Source organism: Acinetobacter sp. CAU_H_56, from assembly GCF_058599425.1.
Window position 1 is genome coordinate 1,700,643 of sequence record NZ_CM178654.1, and the last position, 19,682, is coordinate 1,720,324.

General features: G+C 43.3%; 15 protein-coding genes. 9 read left to right on the top strand and 6 right to left on the bottom strand.

From position 1 onward, the window contains the following. Positions 1-22: 22 nt before the first annotated feature. The 7 genes from AC4MCC_RS08265 (at position 23) to fdx (ending at position 5,463) form a co-directional block, all read left to right on the top strand. Positions 23-496, top strand: coding sequence for an Rrf2 family transcriptional regulator (locus tag AC4MCC_RS08265; RefSeq protein ID WP_004786058.1), 474 nt, complete (start codon positions 23-25; stop codon positions 494-496). 1 nt (position 497) lies between these two features. Then, positions 498-1,715 carry an IscS subfamily cysteine desulfurase gene (locus AC4MCC_RS08270; protein WP_004786059.1) on the top strand — a complete coding sequence of 406 codons (1,218 nt, stop codon included), beginning with the start codon at positions 498-500 and terminating at the stop codon, positions 1,713-1,715. 104 nt (positions 1,716-1,819) lie between these two features. After that, a complete protein-coding gene (iscU, locus tag AC4MCC_RS08275) occupies positions 1,820-2,206 on the top strand; it encodes a Fe-S cluster assembly scaffold IscU (RefSeq protein WP_004786061.1) in 387 nt (128 codons plus the stop codon). Between the two features lie 36 nt (positions 2,207-2,242). After that, a complete protein-coding gene (gene iscA / locus AC4MCC_RS08280; RefSeq protein ID WP_004786063.1) occupies positions 2,243-2,563 on the top strand; it encodes an iron-sulfur cluster assembly protein IscA in 321 nt (106 codons plus the stop codon). Positions 2,564-2,694: 131 nt separating this feature from the next. Then, on the top strand, positions 2,695-3,210 hold the full coding sequence (gene hscB / locus AC4MCC_RS08285; RefSeq protein WP_004786065.1) for a Fe-S protein assembly co-chaperone HscB: 516 nt from the start codon (positions 2,695-2,697) through the stop codon (positions 3,208-3,210). 39 nt (positions 3,211-3,249) lie between these two features. Next, a complete protein-coding gene (gene hscA / locus AC4MCC_RS08290; RefSeq protein ID WP_491885114.1) occupies positions 3,250-5,109 on the top strand; it encodes a Fe-S protein assembly chaperone HscA in 1,860 nt (619 codons plus the stop codon). A 15-nt stretch (positions 5,110-5,124) separates the two neighbouring features. After that, on the top strand, positions 5,125-5,463 hold the full coding sequence (gene fdx / locus AC4MCC_RS08295) for an ISC system 2Fe-2S type ferredoxin (protein ID WP_491885115.1): 339 nt from the start codon (positions 5,125-5,127) through the stop codon (positions 5,461-5,463). 73 nt (positions 5,464-5,536) lie between these two features. On the opposite strand, the gene AC4MCC_RS08300 is transcribed toward fdx, so the two are convergent. The 5 genes from AC4MCC_RS08300 to aspA all read right to left on the bottom strand — a co-directional run bounded on the left by AC4MCC_RS08300 (position 5,537) and on the right by aspA (position 13,264). After that, positions 5,537-7,027: an adenylate/guanylate cyclase domain-containing protein gene (locus AC4MCC_RS08300; protein WP_159122747.1), complete on the bottom strand. Its 1,491-nt coding sequence runs from the start codon at positions 7,025-7,027 to the stop codon at positions 5,537-5,539. A 57-nt stretch (positions 7,028-7,084) separates the two neighbouring features. After that, positions 7,085-7,519, bottom strand: coding sequence for an HIT domain-containing protein (locus AC4MCC_RS08305; protein ID WP_004786072.1), 435 nt, complete (start codon positions 7,517-7,519; stop codon positions 7,085-7,087). 226 nt (positions 7,520-7,745) lie between these two features. After that, positions 7,746-11,207, bottom strand: coding sequence for a transcription-repair coupling factor (mfd, locus tag AC4MCC_RS08310; protein ID WP_419365299.1), 3,462 nt, complete (start codon positions 11,205-11,207; stop codon positions 7,746-7,748). 124 nt (positions 11,208-11,331) lie between these two features. Then, positions 11,332-11,691 (bottom strand): hypothetical protein, encoded by a 360-nt coding sequence (locus AC4MCC_RS08315; protein WP_284879946.1) that lies wholly within the window; start codon positions 11,689-11,691, stop codon positions 11,332-11,334. 124 nt (positions 11,692-11,815) lie between these two features. Further along, a complete protein-coding gene (gene aspA / locus AC4MCC_RS08320; protein WP_419374852.1) occupies positions 11,816-13,264 on the bottom strand; it encodes an aspartate ammonia-lyase in 1,449 nt (482 codons plus the stop codon). A gap of 413 nt (positions 13,265-13,677) precedes the next feature. On the opposite strand from aspA, the gene putP reads away from it, so the two are divergent. Next, positions 13,678-15,192, top strand: coding sequence for a sodium/proline symporter PutP (gene putP / locus AC4MCC_RS08325; protein WP_419365303.1), 1,515 nt, complete (start codon positions 13,678-13,680; stop codon positions 15,190-15,192). A 53-nt stretch (positions 15,193-15,245) separates the two neighbouring features. On the opposite strand, the gene AC4MCC_RS08330 is transcribed toward putP, so the two are convergent. Next, on the bottom strand, positions 15,246-15,743 hold the full coding sequence (locus AC4MCC_RS08330; protein ID WP_491885116.1) for an Lrp/AsnC ligand binding domain-containing protein: 498 nt from the start codon (positions 15,741-15,743) through the stop codon (positions 15,246-15,248). A 118-nt stretch (positions 15,744-15,861) separates the two neighbouring features. On the opposite strand from AC4MCC_RS08330, the gene putA reads away from it, so the two are divergent. Further along, positions 15,862-19,617 carry a trifunctional transcriptional regulator/proline dehydrogenase/L-glutamate gamma-semialdehyde dehydrogenase gene (gene putA, locus AC4MCC_RS08335; RefSeq protein WP_491885117.1) on the top strand — a complete coding sequence of 1,252 codons (3,756 nt, stop codon included), beginning with the start codon at positions 15,862-15,864 and terminating at the stop codon, positions 19,615-19,617. Positions 19,618-19,682 lie beyond the last annotated feature (65 nt).

A 19,682-nucleotide genomic window follows, 5' to 3' on the forward strand; every position in this document is an offset into this window, starting at 1 on the left:
GTCTAACCATGTGTATCGAATCATGCGCCTAACCACTCGCGGTCGCTACGCAGTGACTGCTCTACTTGATTTAGCTTTGCAGCCATCTGAACAAACGATCACGCTTGCTGAAATTGCAGCACGTCAAACTATTTCTGTTGCCTATCTCGAGCAGTTATTTGCGAAACTAAAACGTCATGGTCTAGTTTCGAGTGTTCGCGGTGCCAATGGTGGATACCATTTAGCACGCAGCGCAGATGAAATTACTGTGTTAGCAATTATTGAAGCTGTAAACGAAACAGTTGATGCGACTCGCTGTGACCATAAAGGCAACTGCCAAAATGGCGCGATGTGCTTGACTCATGATTTATGGCAAGAACTCTCCCACCACATTGCCGATTATCTCGCAAAAATCACCCTTGCTGACCTTGTAGCTCGTGACAACGTGCAAACCGTGTCATTACGCCAAAATTCAGCAAACATTGATTCAGCCCTTTTATCGGTTACAGGTATTTGACATGAAACGTCCGATTTATCTTGACTATGCAGCAACAACTCCGGTAGATCCTCAAGTTGCAGAACGTATGATGGAATGCTTAACTTTCGAAGGCACCTTCGGTAATGCAGCATCTCGTTCACATGCTTATGGCTGGCAAGCGGAAGAAAAAGTTGAATACGCCCGTGAACAAGTGGCGAATTTAGTAAAAGCTGATCCGCGTGAAATCGTATGGACTTCAGGTGCAACTGAATCTGACAACCTTGCATTAAAAGGTGTGGCTCAATTCTATGCATCTAAAGGCAAACACATCATTACTTCTAAAATTGAACATAAAGCAATTTTGGATACTTGTCGTGAGCTAGAGTCTGAAGGTTTTGAGATTACTTATCTTGAGCCGCAACCAAAAACTGGCTTAATTACTCCAGAAATGGTTGAAGCAGCAATCCGTCCAGACACCATTCTTGTTTCCCTGATGATGGTAAACAACGAAATCGGTACGACAACTGATGTTGCTGCGATTGGTGAAATCACCCGTGCGAAAAAGATTTTCTTCCACGTTGATGCTGCACAGGCTGCAGGTAAAGTTGAAATCGATCTTTCTCAATTGAAAGTCGATTTGATGAGCTTCTCTGCACATAAAATCTATGGTCCTAAAGGTATTGGTGCCCTGTTCGTACGTCGTTCACCACGTGTACGTCTAAAAGCACAAATGCATGGCGGCGGTCATGAACGTGGTATGCGTTCAGGTACTCTTGCGACTCACCAGATCGTTGGTATGGGTGAAGCATTTGAACTTGCAGGCAAAAATTTACAGTCTGAACAAACTCGTTTACGTGTACTTCGTGACAAGCTTTGGAATGGCTTACAAGGTCTTGAACAGGTCTTCTTAAATGGCCACCCAACTCAAAACGTTGCAAACTACCTAAACGTAAGTTTCAACTTTGTTGAAGGTGAATCATTGATGATGGCACTGAAAGATGCAGCCGTATCGTCAGGTTCAGCATGTACATCTGCAACACTTGAACCATCTTATGTACTTCGTGCATTAGGTCTTTCTGATGAGCTTGCACACAGTTCGATCCGCTTCAGCTTTGGTAAGTACACCACTGAAGAAGATATCGATCACGTTTTAAATATCACTAAAGCTGCTGTTGAGAAATTACGTGAACTTTCTCCGCTTTGGGATATGTACAAAGAAGGTATCGACCTTTCTACAGTTGAATGGGCTGAGCACTAATTTTTGACTCTGAGATAGCTGTATTTACGCTGCTATCTCATTGATAAAAAATTTTTAATCCCCATATTTATATTAAGGCTGACCCCGAGTTTTGGAGAAGCAACATGGCTTATAGCGAAAAAGTAATTGATCATTACGAAAACCCACGTAACGTTGGTGTTTTAGACAAAAATGCAGAAAACGTTGGTACTGGTATGGTCGGTGCACCTGCTTGTGGTGACGTAATGCGTTTACAGATCCAGGTAAATGATGAAGGCGTGATTGAAGAAGCACGTTTTAAAACTTATGGTTGCGGTTCTGCAATTGCATCAAGTTCATTAGTGACTGAATGGTTAAAAGGTAAAACCTTAGACCAAGCACAAGCGATCAAAAACATTGATATCGCTAATGAATTGGCTCTTCCACCAGTAAAAGTGCACTGCTCTGTACTGGCTGAAGATGCAATTAAAGCGGCTGTTGAAGACTACCGTAACAAGAAGTCTAAAGCTTAATCATTCGTTTTTTAAAGAAAGATTCACGGAGTTTTCATGATCCACTTAACTGAAAATGCAGCAACTCATATCAGCAATTACCTCAAAAGTCGCGGTAAGGGTGAAGGCATTCGTGTTGGTGTGAAAACTTCAGGCTGTTCTGGTCTTGCTTATGTTCTTGAGTTTGTCGACGAAGTCGATACTCATGACCAGGTCTTTGAACAGTTTGGTGTTAAAGTTTTCGTAGACCCAAAAAGTCTGGTTTATCTCGAAGGTCTAGAAATGGACTACGTGAAAAACGGCTTGAACGAAGGCTTCGAATTTAATAACCCAAATAAAAAAGGCGAATGTGGTTGTGGTGAGTCATTCACTGTCTGATTGCAACAATAATTCTCTTTTTTCAGCATTAAAACAGTGTGAAATACACTGTTTTAATTGCATTTAGGCAGTTATTTTAATTGTCATCAAGCTTAATCATTTTTGCATATTAATCGCGGACTCTATCTCCCATGAATCATTTTGAGTTGTTCAATCTTCCTGTAGCACTCGATATTGATTTAGCCACTTTAAAAGCAGAGTTTTTAAAGTTGCAGCAACAATATCACCCCGATAAAGCTGAAGATAAAGATCAGGCTTTGATTAAATCAAGCGAGATCAACCAGGCATTCAAGGCTTTATCAGCGGTTGATAGCCGTGCAGCTTATTTACTGTCTTTAAAAAAACAGGACTATCATCTGGATCAGTCTATTAGCGATTTTGAATTTCTTCAGGATGCGCTGGAAATTCGCGAACAATTAGATGAAGCTTCATCGGCTGAAGATCTTTCTTCTCTGAAAGTTGAAGTTCAGCAATGGATTGATGGTCTGGTTCGTGAGTTCAAAATTGACTATGAAGATGAAGACTGGGGTGAAGCTCGCGATACCGTGCGTAAACTGCGTTTCTTTGTTAAAGTCATGGCGGACATCGACAAAGCGGAAGACCGTTTCCTGGATGATGACAGCTTTGATCTTGATGACGAATTTTAATTTTTCTATTTAATTTTAACGTGCAAAGGATGTAACACTATGGCTCTCTTGCAGATTGCAGAACCAGGTCAATCAAGTGCACCACATGAACACCGCATTGCGATTGGTATCGATTTAGGCACCACCCACTCTTTGGTCGCCACGGTTCTTTCAGGTCAAGCCAAAGTACTCAAAGATGAACAAGGTCGTGTGTTACTTCCTTCTATCGTTCATTATGCAGCACAAAGCACCGAATATGGCAATGATGCCAAACCTTTTATTACGACCGATCCTAAAAATACGATTGTATCCGTAAAACGTTTTATGGGGCGCTCCCAAGCAGATATTAAATTCCAGCATCCTTATGCCTTGGTGGGCGAAGCGAATGAAATGCCGGCATTTGAAACTGCACAAGGTCGTAAAACGCCAGTTGAGATTTCTGCGGAAATTTTAAAGCAGCTTAAAGAACGTGCTGAAGCCAGCTTAAAAAATGAGATTAACGGTGCCGTGATTACGGTTCCTGCATACTTTGATGAAGCACAGCGTCAGGCAACACGCGATGCTGCGCAACTGGCTGGTTTAAATGTTCTGCGTTTATTGAATGAACCAACGGCTGCTGCGGTAGCTTATGGACTGGATCAGGAAACCAACTTGAGCACAGATCGCAACTATGTGATTTATGACTTGGGTGGCGGTACCTTTGACGTTTCAATTCTACGTTTCTCTCAAGGCGTATTTGAAGTATTGGCGACTGGCGGCCATACTGCTCTTGGTGGTGATGATCTTGATCGTCTGATTTTAAAATGGGCTAAAAAACAGCTTAATATCGAAACCCTAGATGATGCTGAATATGCGCATTTTATTACTGCTGCGCGTAAAGCTAAAGAAACATTATCTGATGCTGACTCAGTTGAATTAAAGCTGCTTGACCAAAGCCTGACTTTAGATCGTCCGACTTTTGAAGAAATCATCAAAGTTGCTTTGGACAAGACTATCAGCGTATGTAAGCGTGTCATGCGTGATGCCAAGCTGGAACTTGATGATATTCAGAATGTGGTGCTTGTAGGTGGTTCTACCCGCTCGTACGCCGTGCAAAAAGCAGTACGTGATGTGTTTAACCAAGAGCCCCTATGCACCATTAACCCGGATGAAGTGGTTGCGATTGGTGCTTCAATTACAGCGAATCAGCTCATTGGTAACAGCAAAGATGGATCATTATTATTAGATGTGACTCCACTTTCTCTTGGTCTGGAAACCATGGGCGGTCTGGTTGAGCGTTTGATTTCACGCAATACCGCTATTCCAGTCGCACGTCGCCAGGAATTTACAACGTATCAGGATGGCCAAACCGCTATGCTGATTCATGTGGTACAAGGTGAACGTGATTTGGTAGAACATTGCCGTAGCTTAGGCCGTTTTGTCCTGCATGGTATTCCACCAATGACCGCAGGTCAGGCACGTATTGAAGTGACTTTCCAAGTGGATGCAGATGGCTTGTTAACCGTTTCTGCCAAAGAAATGACTTCAGGTGTGACTGCACAAATCGATATCAAACCATCTTATGGTCTGTCGAGTGAAGATACTGAACGTCTGCTGTTAGAAGGTTATCAGTTTGCTGAAGAAGATAAGAATCTTCGTCATCTGCAGGAAACCAAGGTGGAAGCACAACGTGAACTTGAAGCACTGATTCAGGCACTGAAAGTAGATGCTCAATTGATGAATGAACAGCAATTGGCAGAACTGACTGCTGCGCAAGCACGACTTGAGTCCGAGCTACAAGGCACAGATATCAAAGCCATTGAATCTGCAGTAGAACAGCTTAAAATACATAGTGATGCATTTGCTGCTCTGCGCATGAATCAACATATTGATGCTGCCCTTAAAGGCACTAAACTCGACGATTGGTCAAACTCAAACTAATTTAAGGTAAAGACTATGCCACGTATTAAAGTTCTTCCACATGCGCAAATTTGCCCTGAAGGTGCTGAGTTTGAAGTTGAACAAGAGGCCAATCTATGTGAAAGCATGCTGAAAAACGGAATCAAGATTGAACATGCATGTGATATGTCATGTGCATGTACCACTTGCCACGTAATTGTTCGTCGCGGTTTCGACAGCCTTGAAGAAATGAATGATGTCGAAGCTGACTTGCTCGATCGTGCTTGGGGATTAGAACCTGATTCCCGTCTGTCTTGCCAAGTGAAGATTGTGGATGAAGATCTGGAAGTTGAAATTCCAAAATATACCATCAACCATGCTTCAGAAAATCACTAAGATTCTGAAATCAAAAAACCACGCTTAGGCGTGGTTTTTTTATGGTCTTTATCATTTATTTAAATCATAAAAATTAGATGACTTTTGATCGTTCAGCTGCTCGAAATGCTTCTTCAGCAGACAAAGGTTCAATGACTTCATCTTCAAGTTTTAATTTCACAATTCCTTGAGAGTTGGTCAGTTGCTGCTGGGTTTGAATGCGTTTAATCATTTTTTCCAGCACATGCAATAACTCTGGATAATCATAGTTTTGCACTTCATCCAGATTTAGCAGTAAATGAAAGCCTTTATATTCATAATCAAACCAGCGCTGATATTCAACTTTCTGGAAGGCATATTTTTCCATCACTTGCCAGGTGCGAACCGGTGCCTTAATCCCTTTCAGGAAAATTGGCTTTTTAGGTGCACATAGATAGTCATTTTTGATCAGGTTATGGGTATCTTCAGAAATCAGGATTTCATCAACTTCCGCAGCGCTTTGTAAGCGTGCAGCCAGATTGGCATCACGACCAACAATGGTATAGGCCATACGGTGATTCGCACCATAGTTCCCCACGTGGCAATAACCGGTAGAAATTCCCATACGGATATGCAATGGTGGATAACCCATTTTAATCCAGCGCTCGCGTAACAATTTCATTTGCTGACGCATTGAAATCGCCATTTCCAGACAGTTTTTAGCATCCTGCTCTACACCATCTGAATGCGGATCGCCAAAGAAGATCAGGATGGCATCACCCATAAACTTATCGACTGTTGCTTCATATTTCTTGGCGATTTCAGTCATATGACTTAAATAGTCATTCAGCAGGAAAGCCAAGTCATCTGGGATCAGAGTTTCAGAAAGCTCTGTAAATCCCTGAATATCTGAGAAGAAAATCGTGAGTTTTTTACGTTTGTATTCGATCTTAGCTTCAGACTCGCCTTTCATGATGGATTGCCACAACTGCACTGGCGCATAGCGGCTGAGCTGATTGGCAAATTCCATATAACGGTTCATCTGGTCAAAATAATGGTTTTTCTTCTGGGTCATATATTGCATACGACCGCTTTGATAGAAATTTCCAACACCAAAATAGGTAATCAGACAGATGAAACCTAGTACGGTGAGTTCGGTACTGGTAGGACTGAAATAGCTGGTAAACCCAAAAATGCCAATGGTAGACAGATAAAAGATCATGGTGCCAATCAGGCCAGCCAGTGACACCATCATGAATGAAATCTTGTTATTAATGGCTGTATACAGCAATGTGACCACTGCCAGCAGGGACAACACCAGATCCAGATGTACAGCTGCAAGTACAACCGAAACAATAATCACATCTAGAACAAAGAAGAAATTACGTTTTAAATTATAGTCGTATTTATAAATCATCCACCGGGATAATTTCGGTGTGATCACCAAGACCAGTGCCAGAAACAACGGAACGAAAATCTGGTAATTGGTATCCGGTTCCGTGTAGTGATAGACGATCAGAACCAGAGACAGCATGATATATCCCATCATCCGATGGAAATATTCAAACTGTTTCGGTTCCTGATGAATCCAGTCGTCTAATTGCACTCAATTACTCTCTTAAAGTCCAAAATCTTGAATGGACCATAAAATGTATGTCAACGCTTAGTCCATACGCCAGTCAAATGGCATATCCCCTTGACCGCGTAAAGCCAGCATCAAGGTTTGACGCATATGTGCCAATACTTCACTGCTATAAGGAACTGCTGGTGTACCCCATACCGGCTTAGGCCATGCCACATCGTTTTGATAACGAACCACATGGTGAAAATGCAGTTGTGGCACCATATTGCCCAAAGCTGCGACATTCATTTTGTCGGCACGGAATACACGCGCTAACTGGCTAGATAACCAGCTTGACTCACGTAAAAACTGCTCTTGGTCAGCTTGGCTCAATTCATATAATTCGGTAATGCCTGGTACACGCGGAACCAGAATCAACCACGGAAATTGCATATCATTCATCAAACGACATGTTGATAAAGGAAAGTCGCCTACAAAAAACGTATCTTGAGCAAGTTGTGGATGCAAACTAAACATATCTTTATAAATGATGCAAAATTAGAATGATGGCTAATACTACCATATACAATTGCGGCTGAGTATTGTAAGCGGGCGCTTTAGAGCAATTTTGTATGAATTGTGAAGGACAAAACGGCAAACTATTAGCTTAAATAATTTCATATGAAAACAAGCTGATATTCACACTATATTTATAAAAAAGAAATATAGCGTGAATAGTCATATTCCATGAAATCTAAAAATATTAATTTAGCTCTTTTAATAGGCTATCCAATAAATCACTGATGAACTGGATTCGTTTCTGATAGTCTTCCAGCATCACCATCACTTTCAGACGTTGACCACCCTCCATTCTGAAATAGGTCGGATGTTTCTGCATCATCTGGATAATACTCATGGCCTGAACCGGTGTATCTGGTGCAAATTCGATATGGCCGCCCTGCCCACCAATGTCAATTTTAGTGATGCCTAATTGCTCGGCTTTAAGACGTAGCTGATGCACCGCAAATAACTGTTTCACCGGTTGCGGCGGAATGCCAAAGCGGTCAATCAGTTCCATACGGATATTATCGAGTTTTTCCTGAGTATCGGTATTACTGATGCGTTTATAGAACAGCAGCCGCTGATGTACATCACCCAGATAATCGTCCGGAATCAGGGCTGGCATATGCAGGTTGATTTCTGCAGTTAAAGACAGTGGTGCATCAAAATTCGGTGTTTTACCTTTTTGAATCGCTTTAGTTGCCTTTTCCAGCATTTCCATATACAGGCTATAACCGATCGCCTGCATCGAACCACTTTGCTGCTCACCTAAAAGTTCACCTGCACCGCGAATTTCCAGATCTTCGGTGGCCAGCATAAAGCCTGCGCCCAGAGTCGAAGCACGTTGAATCGCTTCTAGCCGTTTTTCTGCATCACCTTTTAAGGCTTTTAGAGATGGCACTAACAGATAGGCATAGGCCTGGTGATGCGAACGCCCAACCCGGCCACGCAACTGGTGTAACTGTGCAAGACCGAGCTTGTCTGCGCGCTCAATAATAATGGTATTGGCATTCGGCACATCAATCCCGGTCTCAATAATGGTCGAGCACACCAGAACATTGTATTCTTTGTGGTAGAACTGTTGCATCACCTGCTCAAGCTCGCGTTCTCGCATCTGACCATGTGCCACAATCACACGCGCTTCAGGCACCAGATTCCGGATATTTTCTGCAGCTCGGTCAATGGTATCGACTTCATTATGCAGAAAATAGACCTGACCACCACGCAATAATTCACGCAGAATTGCTTCTCGAATGGTATCGTTGGTATGCTCCTGCACAAAGGTTTTTACAGCCAGACGGCGTGCTGGTGGCGTGGCAATAATCGACAGATCACGCATTCCGCTAAAGGCCATATTCAAGGTACGTGGAATTGGCGTTGCGGTAAGAGTCAGCATATCCACATCGGCACGCAAGGCCTTAATACGTTCTTTATCACGCACTCCGAAACGATGTTCTTCATCAACAATCATCAGCCCCAGATTATGGAACTGGACATTTTCCTGTAAAAGCTTATGGGTGCCGATAACAATATCAACTTTGCCATCCGCTAAATCCTCAATCGTTTTGGTATGCGCTTTAGAAGAACCGAAACGGGAAAGTACTTCAATGCGTACAGGCCAATCCGCAAAACGATCTTTAAAAGATTCATAATGTTGCTGTGCGAGCAAAGTGGTGGGTACTAATACCGCGACTTGACGATTATTCTGTACTGCGACAAAGGCTGCCCGCATGGCGACTTCGGTCTTACCAAAGCCAACATCACCACAGACCAGACGGTCCATTGGTTTGGCCAGCTGCATATCATATAACGTGGCTTCGATCGCATTGGCCTGATCCGGTGTTTCTTCATAGGCAAAGCCGCTGGCAAACTGCATATAAAGACTTTGATCAACCTCAAAACTGATCCCCGGTTTAGATGAACGACGTGCCTGAATATGTAATAACTCGGCTGCGACATCATGAATCTGTTCCAAAGCCTTACGTTTGGCTTTATTCCAGGCATCCGTACCCAGTTTATGTAACGGTGCCAGATCTGGATCACCGCCACTATAGCGGCTGATCAGATGCAGGTTAGTCACCGGCACATAGACTTTAGCACCTTCAGCATAGTCCAGTTGCAGAAATTCATGATCCTGATCATCGATACTTAAAGTAATTAAGCCTGCATAACGTCCCACACCATAATCCATGTGTACCACTGGTGCACCAATGCTCAGCTCAGTCAGACTGCGGATCAGGAATTCTTCTGATACTTCCTGCTGACGCTTGCGACGACGTTGGACCACACGATGCTCGTAAAGCTGATTTTCCGAGATCACACTGATCCGATTTGTCAGAACAAGACCACGTTCCAATGGGGCACTGGTAATCGCAATCGCATGCAGAGATTCGACAAAAGCATCAAAGTTTTCTACGGTCGGAATATCGCCCAGACTTGGGCGCAGCGCATCTTTTAAGGTTTCACGACGACCGGCACTTTCAGCAACCAGTAAAACCGGATGATTGGCCGCATCAATATATTTTTTGACTTCGGTAAAAGGTTTTTCACGTTTTGGATCAACAGGCAACCGTGGTGGTAACTGGGTATCCAGATTAATCACGCCGGCTTTCTCATCAAAAGCTTCTTGTGCCGCAATGATGCGACTAAACTGATTCAGCTGTTCTAAAAGCTGATTGGTCGGACAGAACAGTGTTTCAGGCGGCAGAATCGGCTGATCAATATTATGACGGCGATCTTCATAACGGCGTGTTACATCCTGCCAGAACTGCTCTAAACTCTGCTCCAACGCCCTATCTGTAATGACAATGCCATTCTTTGGTAAATACGAAATTAAGGTACTTTGCCCTTGCATCGCTTCATGACTAAAGAATAAAGGCAGGTAGAACTCGATTCCCGGTGAAGCAATGCCATCCATCACATCCTGATAAATTGGATTTTTCTTTGGATTAGCTGTCGGGAAAAATTCTGCATAACGGTCACGGAAAGTAGCACGGCCTTCCTTAAGGGGAAATTCTTGTGCAGGTAATACCGTAAATTGTTCTAAAGTTTGCGTAGTTCGCTGGGTTTCCGGATCAAAAAATTTCAGGGTTTCAATTTCATCATCGAACAGGTCAATCCGGATCGGGGCATCCTGACCTGAAGCATATATATCGATAATACTACCGCGAACTGCAAATTCGCCATGGTCATAAACGGTATCGACCAGATGATAACCAGCCTGAATCAGTTTTTTCTTTTGCTGTTCCAGATCCAGCTTTTGCCCGACTCGAATATCGAAGTGTTCACCCAGCACCCATGAAGTAGGTGCAATACGCTGTGCCAATGTAGAAGCTGCCAGCAACAATACGCCGCTTTGGGGCATATTAGATAAAATTGCCAGACGTTCAGAGACGATGTCCTGATGCGGAGACAGACGGTCGTAAGGCAAAATTTCCCAGTCTGGAAATATGGTCGGTTTAATCCCATAAAATTCCAGTTCACTTTCCAGTTGACCCAAATGCTGGTTATTACGTGCAACAATGACAAATAGGCGCGATTGCTGCTGCTTGATAATTTCTTTCAGCAATAATGCAGTAGACGAGCCTTGCAGATTGCCTAACCAGCGTTTCTCGCCTGCCTTGAGCTTGGGTAAATTAAGTTGGGAAATTTCTTGTTGGAACATGTATATAGCTTTAAAGTCTAAACAACATGAAGCTTATACTATCACGATGATCTGGTGCTATTTCGTTATTTTTATGCAGTCGTTACAGATTGACTGCACAGGATAAAATCAGCCTATGATTCATCTATTTTTTGTCGCGTAAAAAGTTACGATAATAGTCATTTAACTTTTTCACAATTATTTTAAATTGCAGCAGGTTTTCTTCAGTATTTCCTAATCTTGCATTAAAACGCTGATTGGCAATTTCCAGATCAATTTTTTCATTAATGATCATTGCAGTTGAATATAGCGCTTTTAAATCATCAAAAGTTTTCATGCGTCGGTTAGACAAGTATTCCAGCCGCTCGCCCAGCTCCTGATTTAAATTAATCCCATCCACAATATAGCCAGTCCCTTCTACATATTGGATATGATTCTCTTCCAGAAAAAGCTGAGCCGGGTCAGGTTTATTTGATTTAAATAAGTTACTGATTTTATCAAACATGCTATGCACTCAATTCATTGTGTCATCGATATAGTCTAGATGAAAATGCCCCAAACCCACAGACAGGATTTGAGGCAAATGGTTAAAATCAGTACGAGTCTATATTGGACTCATCCTTAAACTTTCAGGATACCCGTTCCCATTGATTCATCATTGGGACTTCTGAAACCAGATTTTCAAAGGCAAAGATTTCATCCAGCTGAATTTCACTCAATAAACCCAGCTCCAGCACCACTTCAGGTACAGTTTTATTTTCACGAATACATTGCTTGCCAATTTCATCACAAGTGGCATGACCTAAAAGTGGTTCCAGTAAGGTAATAATCCCGATACTGCGCATCACTGCATTTAAACAGTTTTGTTCGTTGGCCTGAATCCCGGCAATACATTTTTGTTGTAGGGTCTGCATACCTTCGGTCAATAGCTGAATTGACTCATTTAAAGAGACTGCGATTACAGGTTCCATGACATTGAGCTGTAATTGTCCTGCTTCTGCTGCCATCGTTATAGTCAGGTCATTACCAATCACACGGAACGCAATCTGATTGACTACTTCTGGAATGACCGGATTGACCTTGGCTGGCATGATAGAGGAACCTGCCTGCAATTCTGGCAAACGGATTTCCGCCAGACCGGTACGCGGGCCAGAACTCAAAAGACGCAAGTCATTACAGATCTTGGATAATTTAACAGCCAGACGTTTCAGACTACTGGATAGAATAATAAACACGCCGCAATCGCTGGTCGCTTCGACATAATCTTCCGCGCCTTTTAAAGGTAGGCCAGTAATTTTCGCTAAAGTTTGTACTGCATGTTTGGCATAACCATCTGGAGTATTCACGCCGGTTCCAATGGCAGTCGCACCCAGATTCACTTCCAGCAATAACTGACGCATTTGCTCAATCAGCTTCAGGTCTTCTTTTAATAAGGTTGCGAAAGCACGGAATTCCTGTTCCAGAGTCATTGGAACTGCATCCTGTAACTGGGTACGCCCCATCTTGATCACATATTGAAACTCTGATGCTTTGCTATATAAAGTATCAATCAACGATTTTTGTACATGAAGCAGTTCATCCAGACGTGTATAAGTCGCTAGACGTAGTGCCGTGGGATAGACATCATTGGTTGATTGTGAAGTATTCACATGATCATTTGGATGCAGGATATGGTAATCGCCTTTACGATGCCCGAGCAATTCTAGTGCCCGATTTGCAATGACCTCATTCGCATTCATATTAATAGAAGTACCGGCTCCACCCTGATAAGGATCAAGCGGAAATGCTTCCTGCCAGTCCTGAGGTTGATGAATCAATTCATCACAGGCTTGTTGAATAGCAGTACTTTGTTGTTCTGATATTTTCTGAAAATGTAAATTCGTTTGTGCTGCTGCTTTTTTAACTTGCGCCAGTGCGCGAATAAAGTGTGCTTGCTGGCCTACCACCAGACCTGAAATCTGAAAATTCTCAATCGCACGCAAAGTATGAATACCATAATAGCTGTGCTGGGGAATCTGCTTCTTACCCAATAAATCCTGTTCAATTCGGCTTGATTCTATTTGCAACATATTGTCCATGTCATATTACTCTTAGCAATGATGCACCATTCAGAATGGCGTTCCTTCACTATGAAGAGAGGCCCTAAAAACAAATAGAAGTGATTTAAACAGGATTTGAAACAAAATATGACTAATTCGAGCTTGTTGTTAGTTTTGTAAAGTTGTGTAATTAAAATACAAAAGTTCAATGAATTTAACTGTTTATTAAAACTACCTATTTTTCTTCAAAACCACGTGTAACTTTGCATTTTACAACCCTCTCCTAATTGTTCATTTTTATTAGAAAATTCTTAATTTACACAAAATATACATAAAAGCTGATTAACTGTTACAGAGTGTAATTTTTAAAACATGTTTGAATCACTGCCCTGTGAACGTAGTTCAAAAATCATCCCGGATGATGATGTTTAAAATTTAAGGATACTCTGCCTATGAGCTCGCTTAATCCGACACTGATTACTTTTATGTTTTATATCGTCGCCATGATTGGGATCGGTTTATATGCCTATCGTGCGACGTCCAATTTTGATGAATATATTCTAGGTGGGCGAAGTCTGGGCAGTGTCGTGACTGCACTTTCTGCAGGTGCCTCTGACATGAGTGGCTGGCTACTGATGGGTCTACCCGGCGCCATCTATTTTTCTGGCCTGTCTGAAGTCTGGATTGCGATTGGTCTGATTATTGGCGCCTGGTTCAACTGGCTACTGGTGGCTGGCCGTCTGCGTGCCCATACTGAATTTCAGAACAATGCCCTAACTTTGCCTGATTATTTCACCAGCCGTTTTGCGGATAAGAAACGGATTTTACGTTTACTCTCTGCGATCGTGATTCTGGTGTTCTTTGCAATTTACTGTGCCTCCGGCATGGTCGCAGGTGCACGTTTATTCGAAAGTTTGTTTGGCTGGGATTACACGACAGCACTTTGGCTCGGTGCAGTAGCCACGATTCTGTATGTGTGTATTGGGGGCTTCCTGGCAATCAGTTGGACCGATACTTTCCAGGCAGGCTTAATGATTTTTGCCCTGCTCATTACACCCATCATTACCTATTTGGCATTGGGTGATAACGCTCAACAGGTGGGCACCCTACTGGAAACAGCCCGTCCACATGCATCCAATATGCTGGAAGGTCTGAGTTTTGTAGCGATTATTTCCAGTCTAGCATGGGGCTTAGGCTATTTTGGTCAGCCACATATTCTGGTGCGCTTTATGGCGGCAGATTCGGTTAAAACTATCCCTGCTGCACGCCGGATCGGCATGACCTGGATGATTCTATGTCTAGTGGGGGCAATGTCGGCGGGCTATATCGGGATTGCTTATTTTGCGGCAAATCCTGACCTTCCTGCTGCTGCAATTGTCAACCGGAATCCTGAAACCGTGTTTATGGAACTGACCAAGATTCTGTTTAATCCCTGGATTGCAGGTATTATATTGGCGGCAATTCTGGCTGCTATTATGAGTACATTGAGCTGTCAGTTACTGGTTTGCTCGACTACCCTGACTGAAGATTTATACAAAGGCTTCCTGCGTAAAAATCCCTCACAGAAAGAACTAATCTGGGTGGGTCGTGGCATGGTGATTGTGATTGCCTTGATTGCAATCTCCTTGGCCATCAATCCAAACAGTAAAGTTCTGGGTCTGGTGGCTTATGCCTGGGCTGGCTTTGGTGCTGCCTTTGGTCCACTGATCATTTTCTCATTGTTCTGGAAACGCATGACCCTCAACGGCGCGATTGTCGGAATGGTAGTTGGTGCTGTAACCGTAATTGCCTGGAAAAATTATATGGGTGATACCGGTCTGTACGAGATTATCCCGGGCTTTATTCTGGCAGCGCTAAGTATTGTGATTGTGAGTCTATTGGATAAAGCACCAAGTCACGATGTCGTTAATCGTTTTGAACTGGCGAAAGCTGAATATCAAAAAGAAATGGCTGAAATGAAAAAATAATTTTCTATTTCAAATTAAAAAGGGACTTTATGTCCCTTTTATTTTGTCTGAATTTATACCTTAGCTTTAGCCGGCATTTTCAACTTGATCTGTTGGGTTTCCTTGATCACTTCCATGACCGGATAACTACGGGTTTCCTTTACCCCTGGTAATTGCCACAAAATATCACCGGAGATTTTTCGGAATTCATCCATATTGGCACAGCGAATTTTTACCACAAAATCAAAGCCCCCACTGATCATATGACATTCCACAATATCCGGAATATGCTGCACTGCCTCGGAAAATTCTTCCAGCACATTCGGTGTGGTTTTATCCAGCAAAATTTCGACAAAGACCACAAAACCGTTACTCAGCTTGACCGGATTGAGCCGCGCTTCATAACCGAGAATAAATCCTTCCTTGGTCAGTTTCTGTACACGAGCCAGTACCGCAGTCGGTGATAGATTCACCATTTCTGCCAGTTTAATATTGGAAATTTTCGATTCAGACTGCAGCAAATCAAGGATACGAATATCTATTCGGTCAAGGCTTAAATAAGGGCTATGCATTAGAATTATTCTCTAAAAATAATACAAACTATAGTGAGATATTCGTCAATTATTTTGGGATTATAGATTAAAACTCATTCAACTCAAAGAACCGATTGACGCAGTACAGGAAGTCACTATGTCCACCACAATACGCCCGAATTCGCACTCGAATGCAATGAAGCAATCGAATTACATTGCTGAATTTAAGGATAAAAACCAATACGAACAGCGCATCAATACAGCATGGCGACGTGCCGAGTCCGAGTGCGTGGAAACGCTGCTGGAACATAGTGAAATTTCTTCAGAACTGACGGATAAAATTCAGAGCCTGGCTTTTGATCTGGCACACTCCCTGCGCGAGCGTAAAGGCTCTGGCGGTAAAGCGGGTATCGTACAAGGATTGCTACAGGAATTTTCACTCTCTTCTCAAGAAGGAATTGCCTTGATGTGTCTGGCAGAAGCCTTGCTACGTATTCCGGATACCGCAACCCGTGACTTGCTGATCCGCGACAAAATCAATCAAGGCAACTGGAAAGAACATCTTGGTCAAAGCCAGCTGATGTTTGTGAATGCTGCAGCCTGGGGTTTGATGCTGACCGGCAAACTGATGGAAACACCACAGCAGAAAAGCTTGTCGAGTTTATTAACCGGTCTTTTAGCACGTAGTGGCCGTGGCATCATCCGTAAGGCGGTAGATGTCGCAATGCGCATGATGGGCGAACAGTTTGTGACTGGCGAAACCATTGAGGAAGCCCTGAAAAATGCAGAACGACTAGAAGATAAAGGTTTCCAATATTCTTATGACATGCTCGGTGAAGCAGCTCTGACTGATCCGGATGCGGAGCGTTATTATCAAGACTATCAAGATGCGATTCATGCCATCGGCAAGGCTTCAACGGATAAAGATGTCTATAACGGCCCGGGTATTTCTATCAAACTGTCTGCACTGCATCCACGTTATCAACGTTCACAAATGGATCGTGTGAATGATGAACTGTATAGCAAGGTACTGAATCTGGCAGTTCTGGCGAAAAACTATAATATCGGCCTGAATATTGATGCCGAAGAAACTGAGCGTCTGGAAATTTCCCTAGAGCTTTTAGAACGCTTGTGTTTTGAACCTGAACTCGATAACTGGAAAGGCATTGGTTTTGTGATTCAGGCCTACCAGAAACGCTGCTTCTATATGGTGGATTATATTATTGATCTGGCTAAACGCAGTCAGAAACGCCTGATGATTCGTCTGGTTAAAGGTGCATATTGGGATAGCGAGATCAAGAAAGCTCAGATTGATGGCATGTCGGATTACCCGGTATTTACTCGTAAGGTACATACTGACCTGTCTTATATTGCCTGTGCTCGAAAACTGCTGGCAGAACCAGATTATATTTACCCGCAATTCGCGACACATAATGCGCAGACCGTTGCTACTATCTATCAGCTCGCTAATCCAGAACGTTATTATGCAGGTCAATACGAATTCCAGTGTCTGCATGGCATGGGTGAACCACTATATGAAAATGTAGTAGGTGACAAAGCTGCTGGAAAACTCGGCGTTCCATGCCGGATCTATGCGCCGGTCGGTAACCATGAAACCCTACTGGCCTATCTGGTTCGTCGCTTGCTAGAAAATGGCGCGAATACCTCTTTCGTCAATCGCATTGCTGACAAGAGTTTAAAAGTCGAAGACCTAATTGAGAATCCGCGTCAAACCATTTTAAAAGCAGCTCAACAGGAAAATGCCTTAGGTGCTAAACATCCGAAAATCCCTTATCCAAAAGATTTATACGGTACTTTACGATCAAATTCGTCCGGATTAGATCTGGCTAATGACGCAGACCTGCAAGCCTTAAATGAAGTTGCGACAGACTTGGCGAGTAGCCAATTTCAGGCTGCGGCGATGGGTACTGCTTTTTCAGAGTTAGATACCAGCTATCCAGTACAGATTGTCAATCCGGCTCAGCATCAGGATGTTGTGGGCACCGTATATGAGGCAACAACTGAACAGGCTGAAATTGCCCTGACTCAGGCAATAAATGCTCAACATTTCTGGAGCAACTTGTCAAAAGATGAACGTGCAGCCTGTCTCAATAAGGCCGCTGATCTGATGCAGCAACGTTTGCTGCCACTGATGGTCCTTCTGTCTCGTGAAGCCGGTAAAACTTATGCCAATTCGATTGCGGAAGTCCGTGAAGCAATTGACTTCCTGCGCTACTATGCTGGCCAGATGCTGGACCTGTCTAATGATGTACATATTCAGCCTTTAGGAACCGTACTCTGCATTAGTCCATGGAATTTCCCGTTAGCGATTTTTACCGGTCAAATTTCTGCAGCACTGGTTGCTGGCAATACTGTCATCGCCAAACCGGCTGAACAGACTCCATTGATTGCAGCACAAGCCGTGCAGATTCTCTGGGAAGCGGGTATTCCGCAGGATGTCCTTCAGCTATTGCCGGGTCGTGGTGAAACCATTGGTGCTCAACTCAGCCAAGATTCACGCATTCAGGGCATCCTGTTTACTGGTTCCACTGAAGTCGCCAAGATTTTGCAAAAAACTGTCGCAATACGCCTGAATCAGTTTGGCGAAAGCATCACTTTAATTGCCGAAACTGGTGGTCAGAATGCCATGATTGTAGATTCATCAGCACTCACCGAACAGGTAGTATTGGATGTAGTTAACTCAGCCTTTGATAGTGCCGGCCAACGCTGTTCTGCCCTACGTGTACTCTGTGTGCAAGAAGACAATCTAGATACTGTGCGTAAGATGCTACAAGGAGCCATGCAGCAGCTACATGTCGGCAATCCGGTTCTACTCAAAACCGATATTGGACCGGTGATTGATGCCGAAGCTCAACAGAATATCCAGAAACATATTGATCAGATGCGCAATAACGGTCATAAAGTTCATCAACTGATGTTTAATCAAGATGCTTCCGATCTGGCTCAAGGTACTTTTATTCCACCGACCTTGATTGAACTGCCGAATTTGAATGATCTTGAGCGTGAAGTCTTTGGTCCAGTGCTGCATCTGATTAGCTATAAAGCTGGTGAACTGTCACAACTGCTAGATCAGATTAATAGCAAAGGTTATGGCCTGACCATGGGACTACATACCCGGATCGATGAAACCATGCAAACCGTGATTTCAAAAGCGCATGTCGGGAACTTGTATATCAACCGCAATATTGTCGGTGCTGTGGTGGGTGTACAGCCCTTCGGTGGTGAAGGCCTGTCTGGGACTGGTCCGAAAGCTGGTGGTCCACTGTATATTTACCGTTTAATGCATCAGGTGTCTGAGAAGAAACTGACTCAGCCTTATGCAATGCAGCCTACTAATGCACCACTTGAAAATCCGTTGATGCAGGACTTTAAGGCTTGGGTAAACAAGACTTTCCCCAGAGTTTCGTTGAAGGCTCCCGCTCAGATTGCCACAGGACATAACTTTAGCCTGCAAGGTCCAACGGGTGAAGAGAATCAGTACATGATCTTGCCGCGTGAAAGCGTGCTCTCTCTAGCAGACAATGATGTAGATCAGATTCAGCAAATCTTGGCAATTTTATCGGTAGGTAGCCGCCCGGCTGTACTGGCAGACAATACTTTTATACTCAAGTATCTGCAAAGTATGCCCGCGAGTGTGGTGAAAGCTATTAAAGTTATCAAGGATATTGAATCTAGTGATTTTGAAGCTGTGCTGCATCATGGCGATACATCTACATTGCTTGATCTACAACAACGTATTGCAAGACGACAAGGACCAATTGTAGGTATCACACATTTAAGCTCTGGAAATTATGAGATTCCAGTGGAGCGTTTCGTGATTGAACGTGCAATCAGTATCAATACCGCAGCTGCAGGTGGCAATGCCAGTCTCATGACCATGTCAGGCCTGTAAAAAGCTTTAGTACTTAAATTATTTTAATTCCTTTCCTCTTATGGCCAAATCTCTCCCCTTTGCAG